This is a genomic window from Bradyrhizobium sp. URHD0069, from assembly GCF_000701345.1.
Lineage (GTDB): Bacteria > Pseudomonadota > Alphaproteobacteria > Rhizobiales > Xanthobacteraceae > Bradyrhizobium.
This window is the reverse complement of the sequence record NZ_JNIJ01000016.1, coordinates 22,906-35,853: the sequence shown is the minus strand read 5'-3', so window position 1 is coordinate 35,853 and position 12,948 is coordinate 22,906. Positions and strand designations below refer to the sequence as shown.

Annotated in this window: 8 protein-coding genes; 5 read left to right on the top strand and 3 right to left on the bottom strand. The window is 62.8% G+C overall.

Annotation, left to right across the window (positions count from 1 at the left end):
* Window positions 1–14: 14 nt before the first annotated feature.
* Window positions 15–1,004, top strand: coding sequence for a threonine/serine dehydratase (locus N554_RS0110615; RefSeq protein ID WP_029583446.1), 990 nt, complete (start codon window positions 15–17; stop codon window positions 1,002–1,004).
* Between the two features lie 131 nt (window positions 1,005–1,135).
* Here N554_RS0110615 and N554_RS0110610 read toward each other — a convergent pair whose 3' ends face one another.
* On the bottom strand, window positions 1,136–2,230 hold the full coding sequence (locus tag N554_RS0110610) for a hypothetical protein (RefSeq protein WP_029583445.1): 1,095 nt from the start codon (window positions 2,228–2,230) through the stop codon (window positions 1,136–1,138).
* A gap of 76 nt (window positions 2,231–2,306) precedes the next feature.
* Between N554_RS0110610 and N554_RS0110605 the strand changes: the two genes are divergently transcribed.
* On the top strand, window positions 2,307–3,506 hold the full coding sequence (locus N554_RS0110605) for an MFS transporter (protein ID WP_029583444.1): 1,200 nt from the start codon (window positions 2,307–2,309) through the stop codon (window positions 3,504–3,506).
* On the opposite strand, the gene dgcA is transcribed toward N554_RS0110605, so the two are convergent.
* Window positions 3,476–4,471 (bottom strand): N-acetyl-D-Glu racemase DgcA, encoded by a 996-nt coding sequence (gene dgcA / locus N554_RS0110600; protein ID WP_029583443.1) that lies wholly within the window; start codon window positions 4,469–4,471, stop codon window positions 3,476–3,478. The genes N554_RS0110605 and dgcA overlap by 31 nt on opposite strands.
* Window positions 4,472–4,616: 145 nt before the next feature.
* Here dgcA and N554_RS0110595 point away from each other — a divergent pair, with 145 nt between their 5' ends.
* The 3 genes from N554_RS0110595 (at window position 4,617) to N554_RS0110585 (ending at window position 7,508) form a co-directional block, all read left to right on the top strand.
* Window positions 4,617–5,750: an ABC transporter permease gene (locus N554_RS0110595; protein ID WP_029583442.1), complete on the top strand. Its 1,134-nt coding sequence runs from the start codon at window positions 4,617–4,619 to the stop codon at window positions 5,748–5,750.
* Window positions 5,751–5,752: 2 nt separating this feature from the next.
* On the top strand, window positions 5,753–6,523 hold the full coding sequence (locus N554_RS0110590) for an ABC transporter ATP-binding protein (RefSeq protein WP_029583441.1): 771 nt from the start codon (window positions 5,753–5,755) through the stop codon (window positions 6,521–6,523).
* Between the two features lie 115 nt (window positions 6,524–6,638).
* On the top strand, window positions 6,639–7,508 hold the full coding sequence (locus N554_RS0110585) for an MlaD family protein (RefSeq protein WP_029583440.1): 870 nt from the start codon (window positions 6,639–6,641) through the stop codon (window positions 7,506–7,508).
* Between the two features lie 359 nt (window positions 7,509–7,867).
* Here the strand turns inward: N554_RS0110585 and N554_RS0110580 are convergent, their stop codons facing one another.
* Window positions 7,868–12,580: an apolipoprotein A-IV repeat region-like domain-containing protein gene (locus tag N554_RS0110580; RefSeq protein WP_029583439.1), complete on the bottom strand. Its 4,713-nt coding sequence runs from the start codon at window positions 12,578–12,580 to the stop codon at window positions 7,868–7,870.
* Window positions 12,581–12,948 lie beyond the last annotated feature (368 nt).

Here is a 12,948-nt window from a genome sequence, read left to right as displayed (position 1 = left end):
GATACAAGTCACGAATGACGGAATTGTCCTCGGCCCTGCCTATTAGTTCGGTGGATATCGACGCGGCGGCGCGGGTGCTTGCGCCCTTCGCGGTGCGAACGCCCTTGCTTTCCTCGCCCGCTCTCGACGAGCGCGTGGGAACGAGAGTGTTTCTGAAGCCGGAAATGCTGCAGCGGACCGGATCTTTCAAATTTCGCGGCGCCTTTACCAAGCTATCCTCGATTCCGCAGGGCGCGCGAGGCGGTGGGGTGGTCGCATTCTCATCCGGCAACCATGCCCAGGGCGTGGCGGCGGCGGCGCAAATCCTGAACATGCAGGCGACCATCGTGATGCCCGCCGACGCGCCGCTCTCAAAGCGCGAACGAACCAAGGGCTATGGTGCGGAAGTGGTGCTGTACGATCGCGACCGCGAAGATCGTGAGGCGATCGCCCGCGACATCGCCGATAAACGAGGCGCCACGCTGGTGCGGCCCTATGACGATCCGTTTGTGATCGCCGGCCAGGGCACCGTGGGGCGGGAAATTGCGGAGGACATGGCCGCGATTGGCGTAACGCCGGATATCGTGATTGCACCGGCTTCCGGCGGCGGCCTGATCGCGGGTGTCGCAACCGCGGTCAAGACGCGCTATCCGCAGGCCATGGTGATGTCCGGCGAACCGGAAGCGTTTGACGATCACGCGCGTTCGCTGCGCGCCGGAAAACGCGAGCCGCATCGCGCCGAAGGCCGTACCATCTGCGACGCGCTGATGGCCTCGATCCCCGGCGAACTCACCTTCGCCATCAACAGCCGCTTGCTAACGCAAGGCATCACCGCCTCCGACTCGGAAGTCGGCACTGCGGTCGGATTTGTGTTTCGCGAGTTGAAGCTGGTGGTCGAGCCCGGCGGCGCGGTGGGCCTTGCCGCCCTGCTGGCCGGCCGCATCGATGGGCGCGGCAAGAACGTCGTCATCGTTTTGTCGGGCGGCAACGTTGACGCGGATTTGTTCGCGAAACTCATCAACTGATATTATTGGCTTGCGCGTATTCTGCCGCAGTTGAGTCTGCGAAAGCTGCGTAAACTTGATCGCGAAGCAAAACCGACGCCCACCCTCGGATCAAGTCCGAGAGCATGCTTTTGCGGAAGGTGCGCTGGCGATCACGACAAGAATGCGATCTTCTCGGCCTGGCTCATGCGTCGGATCGGCGCCAGCGGATCGGGCCCCGCGGCATAGGGTCTTCGCACGATCCCGCTGGCGATAAGCGTCGAACCGAGCGAGGATTCAAACGAAGGTTGAATCCTCCACGGTTCCGCCGGCTTGGCAATTGGCTCAGGCGTCTCGGCGACGATGTCAGGGTCGGCAGGCGGTGGCTCCGCCATGTAAACTTCGTCGGCATCGGCGTCGAATGGATCATCGCCATCGAGCGGCTCCGGCGCCGCCATTTCAAGCGCGATCATGTCCAGCAGCGCTTCGTCATAGGCATCGGCCGCCTCGCCCCTCGCGTCGGCGGCCTCAGCGTCGGTTGCCTCCGCCGCCGTGCCGACCGCCCGAGCCATGGCCTCGGCCGGCTTTGCCGGCGTGCTCATTACGGCTTCGGAATCCATTGTGGCGGTCGCCGCCTCGATCTCTCCCGCCGTGCCGGCAGGCATTGCCCCTGATGAAGCCGGGGCTGCTGAGGCGACGGCTTCTTCATTGGCCTGCGGAGCGCCTCTATCGCTCTCGCCAAACTCCTCGATCCGCGCCTCGATCAGATCGAATGCGGCGCTCAATGCGCCCAAGGGATCCTTCGATGAGATTTTTCCACAGCTCGCTTCGATGGCATTGACCTGGGAATCGATCAAATCGCAAATCCGGCCGTCCGTACCGATTTCGCGCCACCGCCAGCTGATTTCCCGCATAATGCGGGCGCCCTTGCGGACCGGCGCCAGATTTTCCTCTAGCGCAAGGTTGTCGAATGCCGCCGATGCGGCGGCTCTCGCCTCGACGATCGCATCCCCGATGACGGCCAAGGTCTCGGCCAGCCCACTATTAGAGGCCAGCTGTCTCTGGGCGGCGATCGTTTCTTCGATCCGCGTCACCGCATCGAGCACCATGCGGGTATCCGCATTGCGGTTGCGCTTGGCATACTCGCCGAGAAACCAGCGGCCCCTCGACGTCTCCATGAACGCTTCGCGGATCGCGTCATAGTCCGCCTCGCTCGGCTGGGCCGCGCGAGCGGAGATCGGCGATAGGGCAAATGCTTCGTCAGCCATCGGAAACTCATCGCGCAAATTATCGCGCGTTACGCTAACGATCATCCACGATATCAAGCGAATCGCAATTGAATTGATGCCATCCGAAGCACAAATCCCCATCTCATCTCAAGAGACCTCCAGGCGCTTCGCGATGCGGCTGGCGCTGTTTTACGGCACGGTGTTCGGCCTTGTCGGGACCTATCTGCCGTTTTTCCCGGTGTGGCTGAAGGCGGTTGGGATCGACGCGTCGTGGATCGGGATCATCACGGCAGTGCCTGCCGTGGCGCGGTTCACCATTTTGCCGTTCGTGACCGGCCTTGCCGAAAGGCGTCAATCGCTGCGCGGCGCCATAATCGTGACGGCATTTGTGACCGCGCTCGGGTTTTCGGTGGTCGGAACCCAGCACCACCCGATCCTGGTGTTCCTCGCCTTCGCAGTCACCGCCTCTATGTGGACGCCAATGGTGCCGCTGACGGATGCCTATGCGTTGCGAGGCGTGGCGCGCTACGGCCTGGATTACGGCCCGCTGCGACTATGGGGCTCGGCGGCATTCGTGGTAGGCGCGCTGGCCTGCGGGCTATTGGTCGACGTCATCGCGGCGCGGGAGCTGATCTGGGTCATTGCGTCAGTGGCAGCGCTCGGCGCCTTCGTCAGCCTCGGGCTGCAGCCTTTGGAGAGTCCAAAGGCGGCCCCCGCAGCGCTGCAACGCGCAAGCGCCTTGCTCCGTGAGCCCGGTTTTCTTGCCATCATCGCAGCGTCGGCCCTGATCCAGGGCAGCCACGCTGCGTATTACATCTTCGCTTCCATCGCATGGCAGCAATCGGGCCTCGGCGGGCTGACCATTGCAGGCCTTTGGTCCTTGGGGGTGCTCGCCGAAATCGTGGTGTTCGCGCTGTCGCCGCGGTTCACGCTGTCACCGGCGGTGCTGGTCGTGATCGCCGCGCTGAGTGCTGTCGCGCGCTGGTCGATCACCGCGCAGGATCTGCCAATTGCGATCCTCGCGGTTGTGCAATTGGCGCATGGCCTGACGTTCGGATTGACCCAGGTCGGCACCATGAGCCTGCTGGTGCGCAACGTGCCTGTTCACATGATGGCGAGGGGACAGGGTTATCTCGCGGCCTGCACCGGCATTGTCGTCAGCAGCGCATCGATCTTGTCCGGCGTCATCTACGCCCGGTACGGGCAGGGCGTCTACTATGTCATGGCGGCAATGGCGCTGTCAGGCGCGCTCGTAATGTGGCTCGCGCGGCATCGGCTGGCCGATCAGCCCCAAAGCGCTGCCTCCGGTGGATAGACCAGGCTGCCGTCGTAGCGCAACCCGTCATCTCGGTCGCGCGCCAGCAACAGGGGGCCATCGAGATCGACAAATCGAGCCTTGCGTGCGAGCAGCATCGCCGGCGCCATCGCCAGCGAGGTCGCGACCATGCAGCCGATCATGATTTCAAATCCCAGCCCGCGCGCCGCATCCGCCATCGCCATCGCTTCCGTCAGTCCGCCAGTCTTGTCGAGCTTGATGTTGACGGTATCGTAGCGTTCGCGCAGGCCGTCGAGCGAGGCGCGATCGTGCACGCTTTCGTCGGCGCAGACGGCAAGTGGCCTGCGGATTCGCGCCAGCGGCTCATCCTGCCCGGCAGGAAGCGGCTGCTCGACCAGCGTAACGCCGGCTTCCGCGCATTCCCTGAGATTTTGTTCGAGGTTGCCTGGTGTCCATGCCTCGTTCGCATCGACAATGAGTTCAGATCGGGGAGCGGTCTTGCGCACCGCTGCGATCCGCTCACTGTCGCCCTCGCCGCCGAGCTTGATCTTGAGCAGCGGCCGGTGCGCGGCCTTGGCGGTCGCCAGCGCCATTGCCTCCGGCGATCCCAGCGAGATCGTGTAGGCGGTGATGCAGGCTTGCGGGACGGGGCGCCCTAGCAGGTTCCAGATGCGCTGGCCTGTGCTCTTGGCCTCGAGGTCCAACAGCGCGCAGTCCAGCGCGTTGCGGGCGGCGCCTGGAGGCATTGCCGCCTGCAGGGCCTCTCGGTCGAGCCCCCGTGCCAGGGGGGCCTGCATGGCCTGCAGGGCGGCCAACGTCGCTTCCGGCGTCTCGGCATAGCGCGGGTAGGGGACGCATTCGCCGCGCCCGGTATGGCCGCCGCGGCTGACTTCCGCTACCACCGTCACCGCTTGCGTCTTGGCGCCGCGGCTGATCGTGAAGCTGCCGGCGATCGGCCAGTGTTCGATTCGAGCGGAAAGCGCTGTCGATTGGCTGGAAGTCATTTTAATATCTGGCAATTTTTGAACCGCCCGGCTTGCCCGACGCACCCAAGTATGGCTGGTTAGGGGCGTGTTCCACAAGGCGGCGCGGCGTGTTTAATCTTTCCATTTCCAGGAATAGCGGAGAACCGGCCCAGGAGCGGGCATGGTGAGCGGCGCCCCGACATTGGAGCGGATTGCGCGGGGCAATGGACTTGCGCTGTGCGCCGCGGGTCCGTGGACCGCCCGCTTTGCGCCGCTGCTTGAGCAGATTGTCGACGACGCTGAAAAGCTGACGGGAAGCCGGCCCAACATCTTCATTGATGTGTCGCAGGTCTCGAAGCTCGACACCTTCGGCGCCTGGTTGATCGAACGGCTTCGCCGCAGTCTGACCGAGGGCGGCGTCGAGGCGAAGATCGCCGGGCTTTCGGCCGACTATTCAAGCCTGGTCGACGAGGTGCGCAGGGTGAAAGCCACGCCCGCTCTAGACACCACATCGGTGACGATTACGGGGATGCTCGATCAGGTCGGCCGCAGCATGGTCGGCATCGGCGCAACCATCGTCGGACTGATCGATATGCTCGGCGCGGTCCTTGCGGCGAGCGGGCGGGTGATGATTCACCCTCGTAGCTTTCGCCTGACATCGACCGTGCATCATCTCGAGCAAGTATGCTGGCGCGCGGTGCCGATCGTCGTGCTCATCACCTTTCTGATCGGCTGCATCATCTCCCAACAAGGTATCTTTCATTTCCGCAAGTTCGGTGCGGACATTTTCGTCGTCGACATGCTCGGCGTCCTGGTGCTGCGCGAAATCGGCGTGCTGCTGGTGGCGATCATGGTGGCGGGTCGATCCGGCAGCGCCTATACCGCCGAACTCGGTTCGATGAAGATGCGCGAGGAGATCGATGCGCTGCGTACCATGGGTTTCGATCCGATCGAGGTTTTGATTTTGCCGCGGATGCTGGCGCTGGTCATCGCGCTGCCGATCCTGGCCTTTCTTGGTGCCATCGCCGCGCTGTATGGCGGCGGGTTGGTGGCGTGGTTTTACGGCGGGGTCGATCCCGACGCGTTCCTGCTTCGGCTGCGCGATGCGATCTCGATCGATCACTTCACCGTCGGCATCATCAAGGCGCCGGTGATGGCGGCGGTGATCGGCATCGTCGCCTGCGTCGAAGGACTCGCGGTGCAGGGCAGCGCCGAGTCGCTCGGACAACACACGACGTCTTCAGTGGTGAAGGGAATCTTCTTTGTTATCGTCATGGACGGCGTGTTTGCGATTTTTTTCGCCTCAATCGGAATGTGACGATGACGTTTGAAATCCAAAACGCCATCATCCGCGTGCGCGACGTCTCGGTACAGTTCGGCAGCACCAAGGTCCTGGACGGCCTCGATCTCGACGTGAAGCGCGGCGAAATCCTGGGCTTTGTCGGTCCTTCCGGCGCAGGCAAGTCGGTGCTGACGCGCACCATCATTGGACTGGTCCCGAAGATCAGCGGGCGTATCGAGGTCTTTGGGATCGATCTCGATTCAGCCGATGCCGCCGCGCGCCGCGGGGTCGAGCGGCGCTGGGGAATTCTGTTCCAGCAGGGCGCGCTGTTTTCCTCGCTCACCGTGCGGCAGAACATCCAGTTCCCGGTGCGCGAATATCTCAACGTCTCGCAGCGCTTGCTCGACGAGATTGCGGTCGCCAAACTCGGCATGGTGGGATTGCGCCCCGAAGTAGCCGACCGTTTTCCCTCGGAACTTTCAGGCGGCATGATCAAGCGCGTGGCGCTGGCGCGCGCACTTGCGCTCGATCCGGAACTCGTCTTCCTCGATGAGCCGACCTCGGGCCTCGATCCGATCGGCGCCGGCGACTTTGACGAGTTGGTTCGCACCCTGCAGCGTACTTTGGGGTTGACCGTTTTCATGGTAACCCACGATCTGGACAGCCTCTATACCGCTTGTGACCGCATTGCTGTGTTGGGAAACGGCAAGATCATTGCCGCAGGCTCGATGGCCGACATGCAGGCCTCGCAGCACCCCTGGTTGAGGGCCTATTTTCACGGCAAGCGCGCCCGCGCCGTCATGGGCTAGAGCATGATCTTGAAAAGCGTACCGGTTTTGCGGAAGAGATCATGCTCAGACGAAAAGATAAACGACGGCTCTGATCCAGCGAAGCTGAATTAGAGTCTGGTATCGGAGTGGGTTGATGGAAACGCGGGCGAATTTCGTCCTGATCGGATCGTTCACGCTGGCGGTGATTGCCGCGGCGTTCGGCTTCGTGATGTGGTTTCAGTCGCTCCACACCACGAAGGCGCGCGGTCCTTTGCGCATCGTCTTCGAGGGCCCGGCGGCGGGCCTGCGTAACGGCGGCAGCGTAAATTTCAACGGTATCAGGGTAGGAGAAGTGATCTCCGTGAAACTCGACAATCCACGTCGAGTGGTCGCACTCGCGCTGGTCGAGAACAATGCGCCGATCCGCAAGGACACGCTGGTCGGGCTCGAATTTCAGGGGCTCACCGGCGTCGCTGCGATATCGCTGAAGGGCGGCGAGGAGGCCGCGCCGAGCGTTCCCCTGGATGAGGATGGCATCCCCGTCCTGACCGCCGACCCGAACAGGCTGCAGGACGTTACTGAGGCGATACGAGGGACGCTGCAGAACATCAACAGGGTGGTCGCCGACAATCAGGAGGCGGTCAAAAATTCCTTGCGTAACCTCGAGACCTTCACGTCCTCGCTGGCGCGCAATTCCGAGAAGATCGACAACGTCATGCTGAAAGTCGACGGCGTGATGAGCAAGGCCGACCACCTCATGCTCGGCCTGAACACGCTGGCCGGCGGCAAGGACGGCGGCGAGTTGTTCCAGGCGGTGAAATCGATCCGCGAACTGGCGGAAGATTTCGACAAGCGTTCGGGTGCCCTGATGGTCGATGGCCGCCGCACCCTCGGCGATATCAGCCGCGCGGTGAACAATCTCGACCGAAACCCGACGCGTCTTTTGTTCGGCGCGGGCAACAGCGGCACGCCGGCGCCAGCACCTGCGCCCGCAGCGGCGGCGAACGAGAGGAAGCGGCAGTAGAGTCGTAAGACGCAATAGCCAAGCGGTATTGTTCGCAGTCGCACAGCCGTTTGGCCAATCCGCCCTACCGGCTACTCAGTGTGCCGATCACCTGTATACGACCTTAATGTCACCAACGCTCTCGGGCTTTCCGCCCAGCGCAAAAAAAATCGAAATTACTTCGTGGCGTCTATCGGGAGCGCAACTACCTATAAATTGAGCTGAGTACCAGCACTCCTCCCGTGTCAGATCACGCATCACATTTCACCTGTTCGGTATGTCATCCGGCGTTGCCGACCGAAGATAAGCTACGAACCGCCCCAAACACAAAAACGGAGGCATCGCTGCCTCCGTTTCTTGTTGTGCGATCGGCTCAGGTTTTATCCCAGCCGTCCTGCCGCATGGGCGAGCAGGGTGTAGACGAGGCCCGTCTCGGAGGTGAGGTGGCTGCGCAGCACCGCGGGTCCGCGCTCGTCGCGCGTAACCTCGTCGAGCAATCGCTCGAATTCGGTGATGTAGCGGTCAACCGTCTGCTTGAAATTGCGGTCGGCGCGGTATTTGCGAACGACTTCATCGAAGGCCTTCTGGCCGGCCGGCGTGTAGAGCCGCTTGGAGAAGGCCTTGCTCTCGCCGCGCTGATAGCGATCCCACATCTCGACCGCGAGATTGCGATCCATCAGGCGGCCGATGTCGAGCGATAGCGACTCCAGCGGATTGCCACCGGCTGCCTGTTGCGGCGGACGGCCGCGTGGGACGTCACGATTGGCGCCGGCGGCATCGGTGCGGTTCAAGAGATCGGAAAGCCATCCATCGCGTCCCTGATCGGAACTCGCGGGGCTGACCGGCGGCGCTTCGGTGCGGTGCGAAGCCGGCAGGCCCAAGTCCGGCGGCGGCAGGGTCGACGCGCTGCCGCCGTCGCGCATACGCGGCGCACCGCGGCTGCCGCTGGCCGTGGCCAGCATCGGCTCTTCCTGGCGATGCGAGTTGGAGCGGCCCGCGGTCACGACGTCCAGTCCGCGACCGTGATGGGCGACAATCCGGTTCAGTTCCGCCAATGCCTCGATCTGGTCGACGATCACCTTGCGCATCTGCGCGGTGCTCTCGGCGGCTTCGTGCGGCATCTCCAGCACGCCGCGGCGAAGTTCGTTGCGCGTGGACTCGAGCTCGTTATGCATTTCCGCAGCCATCTGCTTCATGCTCGTCACCATATCGGCGAACTTCTCCGCCGACTGCTTGAACATCGCATCAGCTTCTTGCGTGCTCTGCTGATAGATTTCGTTCATGGCCTCGGCGGTCAGCCGCCGCTCCTCTTCGGCCGTTGAACGAACCGCCTCGAATTGCCGGTTGATCGCGGCAGAACCTGCGCCGGCCGTTTCCGCCACTATGCGAGCGATATCGCGCGCGCGCTCTTCCGCGGCCGCCAGCGATTCATCCAGCAAACCGGTGAACCGTGACAGGCGCTGATCGAGGTCTGCCGTGCGCAGATCGATGGTGGTGACCAGCGATTCCAGCGCTGACTTACGTTCGGCGAGGGAGGTGTTGGTGCTGCGGTTGCTTTGTTCGACAACGGCCGCGGCATCGACCAGCGTCTTGCCGTGGGTCTCGAACTGGCTGGAAAGCGAGCCGAGATTTTCCAGCGCCTTGCCGGTTTTGGCGTTGAAGATGTTCAACTGGTCTTCCAGCGTTTGGGTGGCGACGCCGTTGCGCGAGGTGACGTCGTTCATGGCCGACACGAAGTCGGCCACGCGGTTCACCAGGGCGCGTTCAAGCGAGTTGAGATTATCGTGGGCGCCGGTCAACACTTCTTGCAACAGGATATTGCCTTCACGCAGCCGCTCGAACAGGGCGACCGTGTCGGTGCGCAGGATCTTGCTGGTTTCCTGCATTTCGGTCACCGCCGCGACCGACACCTGACGCGACTGGTCGATCACCGCTCGCGATGCCTGATCCAGGTCCTTCAGCGACCTGTTCATGGCGCCTGTGGCCAACTCGCCGGCGGACGTAATCGTCCGCGCAACGTCCGAACCGTTGCTCAAGACGGATTGCGAGAAGGTCTGGCCTCTGGTTTCGATCGATTTCAGGGCATCCGACGTGACGCGGTCGATGTCGACCGTGAGTTGGTTGGTCTTGGCGCTGATCGCCTCGACCAGCGTTCCGCGCTTGCCGTCGATCATCTGCGCCAGACGATCCGTCTGCTGTTGCACATAGTTGACGATTTCGTCGGTCTTGCCGGTCATGGTGGAGCCGAAAGTGTTGCTAGCAGCGAGAACCGACCGTTCGACTTCCGTGGAGGCCGACTTGACCTTCGAAGTGACTTCGTTCGATGCGGCCAGCAGAGCGCTCTGCGCGCTTTGGGCGCTGGACATGATATTGTCCGTGGTGCTGGCGGTGGCTGTGCTGAGCGAACGCTCAATCTCCGTCGAGATCGCCTTGATCTGGTTGGACGCATCCGCAGAAGCGGTAACCAGCGTGGTCTGGACTTCACGCGCACTGGAAAGAATCGAGGCCGCGCTTGCTGCACCGGCAGCGGAGAGCGTGCGCTCGACGTCGGCGGACAGCGATTTGATCTGGGTCGCTGCTTCGCCGGAGGCTGTCATCATGGTGGCCTGCGCATCGCGGGCGCTGGTCACGATCGAGTCCGCGGCACCGGTGCCGACAGCGGTGAGCGCGCGCTCGACTTCCGCCGAGGTCAGCTTCAGCTGTGCGCCGACGTCGGACGAAACCGAAAGCAGCGACTGCTGCGCGGCGCGAGCGCCGGTCTGAATGGTCTCGCTGGTGCTGACCACAAGGGTGGTCAGCGAGCGCTCCGCATCCTCGACGTGGGACTTGATCCCGAGCGATAGTTCCTCGGCGCGTGCCATGAGACCTTCGCTGGCCTGCCGCCCGCTGCTCTCGATGCGACCGGCCACGGCTTCGACGCGCGAACCCAAAAGGTCCTCGAACTGCGCCACGCGGATATCGATATCGCTGGCAACCCCGCCGACCCGGGTCTCGATGCCCTGGTGAATTTCCTGAAACCGCGCCGTGATGGCGTCGGTCAGGTGAGCGGTGCGGCCATCGATGGTTTCGGTGACGTTGGCGATGCGCCGGTCGATCGCTTCGATCGCCTGCACGGTGCCGTCGGTCAGCGAAGAGGCGAGCAGGGTGACGCGGGAGTCGATCGAGTGGATCGCCTGCGCGGCACCATCGGTCAGCGAGGTGGCCAGCGAGCCAAGGTGGCCGTCGATGGTTTCGGTTACCGACTTCGCGCGCGTATCGAAGGTCTGCTCGAGCGATTTGAGACGGCCGTCGATGGACTCATCGAACGATTTGATCTTGCCGTCGAGCGAGGTATCAAAATTGGCCACGCTGGTTCCGAGCGTGGTCTCGAATTGCAGGAGACGCTGGTCCAGCGAAGCGGTGATTTCACCGCTATTCGAAGCCAGGCGGGTGTCGAAGTTGTCGACATAGGTTTTCAGGGTTTCGGCGATATCCTGGGTGCGCTGACCCATGCGATCGACGATCTCGCCACCGAAGGTCTTGACGGTGCGGTCGAATTCCGAGATGTGGCGGGTAATCAAAGCACCCAGGCTGCCGCTGTCGCGGGCGAATTTCTCCGCGAGTTCGCCGCCCTGGTTCTTTACCAGTTCATCGAAGGCGCTCATCTGCAGGCTGAGCGAGTCGTGCGCGGTTTCGGTCTGGCTGACGACCTTCGCCACCAGCGAGTTCACGGTTACGTCAAGCGCTTCATTGGCCTTGTCGCCGCTGGTGAGGATCTGAGCCGCCAGGCGGTTGCCGGCTTCATCGATCCTGCCCACCAGATCGCCACCGCGCAGTTCAAGCTCCAGCAACAGGGAGTCGCTGGAGTTTTTCAAGGAGTCATGAACCTGTTCGGTCCGGTCGGAAATTCCGTCGACGATGGTGGAAGAGCGCAGCTCGAATTCGCTAGTGATGCGGTCGAGCCGCTCGTTCAGCATCTCATGGACGCGGTCCGCAAGATCGACGAACTCGTCATGGACGTGCCCGGTCTTGAAGTTGAGGCTGGTGGTGAGGCGTTCGCTGGCGTCGAGCACGGCGCGCGCGGTCTCGGCACTGGCTTCCTCAAGACGGTCGAGCAGGTCACCGCCGCGCTCGCCGAGCGCGAGGATCATGTTATCGCCGGCGTTGCTGAGCGCCTGGGTGATGTGCGCGCCGCGTTCTTCCAGCGCGCCGGTGATGGTCTTGGCTACCTCATCAACGCGGGAGGCGATCGCGTCTGATATCAGCGCGATATCGTGGCGCAGATCGATCTGAACGCCGGAGATGGCGCTGCGAACCTGCTCGGCCTGGCCGACGAGATTGTCGCGCTGATGGGCGATATCCTGCAGCAAAGCGCGGATGCGCACTTCGTTATCGCTGTAAGCGCGCTCGAGCGCCGAGACTTCATTGGCGACAAGGGTTTCGAGTTCGCCGGCGCGCGCGATGGCGCGCTCGACGCCGTCGCCCATGGCCGCGACTTCGCGGCGGATCGCCTGGCCGACGGTAACCATCGAGTCGCTTGCCGCGCTCTCAGGCTCCGAAAAGCGGATCGCAACCTGCGCCATCGACTGCGCGATCATGCGCAATTCCTGGCCGCGCCAGGACAGGCTCGCCAGGAAATAAAACAGCAATATCGGCGCAAAGAACAATGCCGCCAAGCCTGCGAGCACGAGCGTGCCGCCGCTGCCCTGACCAATGGCTGCCTGCAGCGAGGGGAGGAAGCTGAGCGTCAGCAGGGCGGCGCCGAGAATCCAGACACCGGCGAAAAGCGTGGCAAGCGTATAGACGTTGCGCGCGGGCCGGCCCTGCTGAATGGCCTGCAGAATCTGACCGATGGTTTCCCGATCGTCGTTGGCGGCGCGGCGGCTCGGACGCGGCTCCTCGATCGGCTCAAAGATCGGCCGATCGGTGCCCGGCCGGGCGTCGAAAACGCTCTCGTCATAACCCGGGGAAGATGAATTTGCCGGCGTCACATCGCTGCGACCGGAATTCCGCGCATGTTCGGCCGCTGTCACGTCGCTGATGTTAAGGGCTTCCTGAATGGCAGAAAGCGCGACTTCGGTGGGGTCTTTGACCTTCTTGGGATTGTTCGCCATGTTCAGTCTGAGCCCTTGTTTTACTTTTTACTCATCCCCGGGAGAGTTTTGCGCGAACGCCCCTCGCAAGCGCGAAGCCGGTGTCATGCCCCAGGCGGTACGAAAGCGCGACGCTTGCGTCGGCTTGTCCGCTACATCCGGAAACATCCTATTGGCTTGGCGATGCGAATGAAATGGTCGCGATTAATACAATCTTAATCATCGTTAACAGCGCGGCGCCACAAGGTATTCCGGTTCCTCTCAATTCCCGCTCGGCCCGCGAATTGGGGCGGCTTGTTGTCAAAAACAAGGCGAGCTTACGGCGGGCTCGCAACGTTCGGTTAACCATTTCCGTGGTTGGCTGACCAAAACTCTACCCCCGGATCGGT

Bases quoted from the DNA above. Each gene is read 5' to 3' on its own strand.
- N554_RS0110580 (WP_029583439.1), bottom strand. From the start codon at position 12,580: ATGGCGAACAATCCCAAGAAGGTCAAAGACCCCACCGAAGTCGCGCTT.
- N554_RS0110585 (WP_029583440.1), top strand. From the start codon at position 6,639: ATGGAAACGCGGGCGAATTTCGTCCTGATCGGATCGTTCACGCTGGCG.
- dgcA (WP_029583443.1), bottom strand. From the start codon at position 4,471: ATGACTTCCAGCCAATCGACAGCGCTTTCCGCTCGAATCGAACACTGG.
- N554_RS0110610 (WP_029583445.1), bottom strand. From the start codon at position 2,230: ATGGCTGACGAAGCATTTGCCCTATCGCCGATCTCCGCTCGCGCGGCC.
- N554_RS0110590 (WP_029583441.1), top strand. From the start codon at position 5,753: ATGACGTTTGAAATCCAAAACGCCATCATCCGCGTGCGCGACGTCTCG.
- N554_RS0110615 (WP_029583446.1), top strand. From the start codon at position 15: ATGACGGAATTGTCCTCGGCCCTGCCTATTAGTTCGGTGGATATCGAC.
- N554_RS0110605 (WP_029583444.1), top strand. From the start codon at position 2,307: ATGCCATCCGAAGCACAAATCCCCATCTCATCTCAAGAGACCTCCAGG.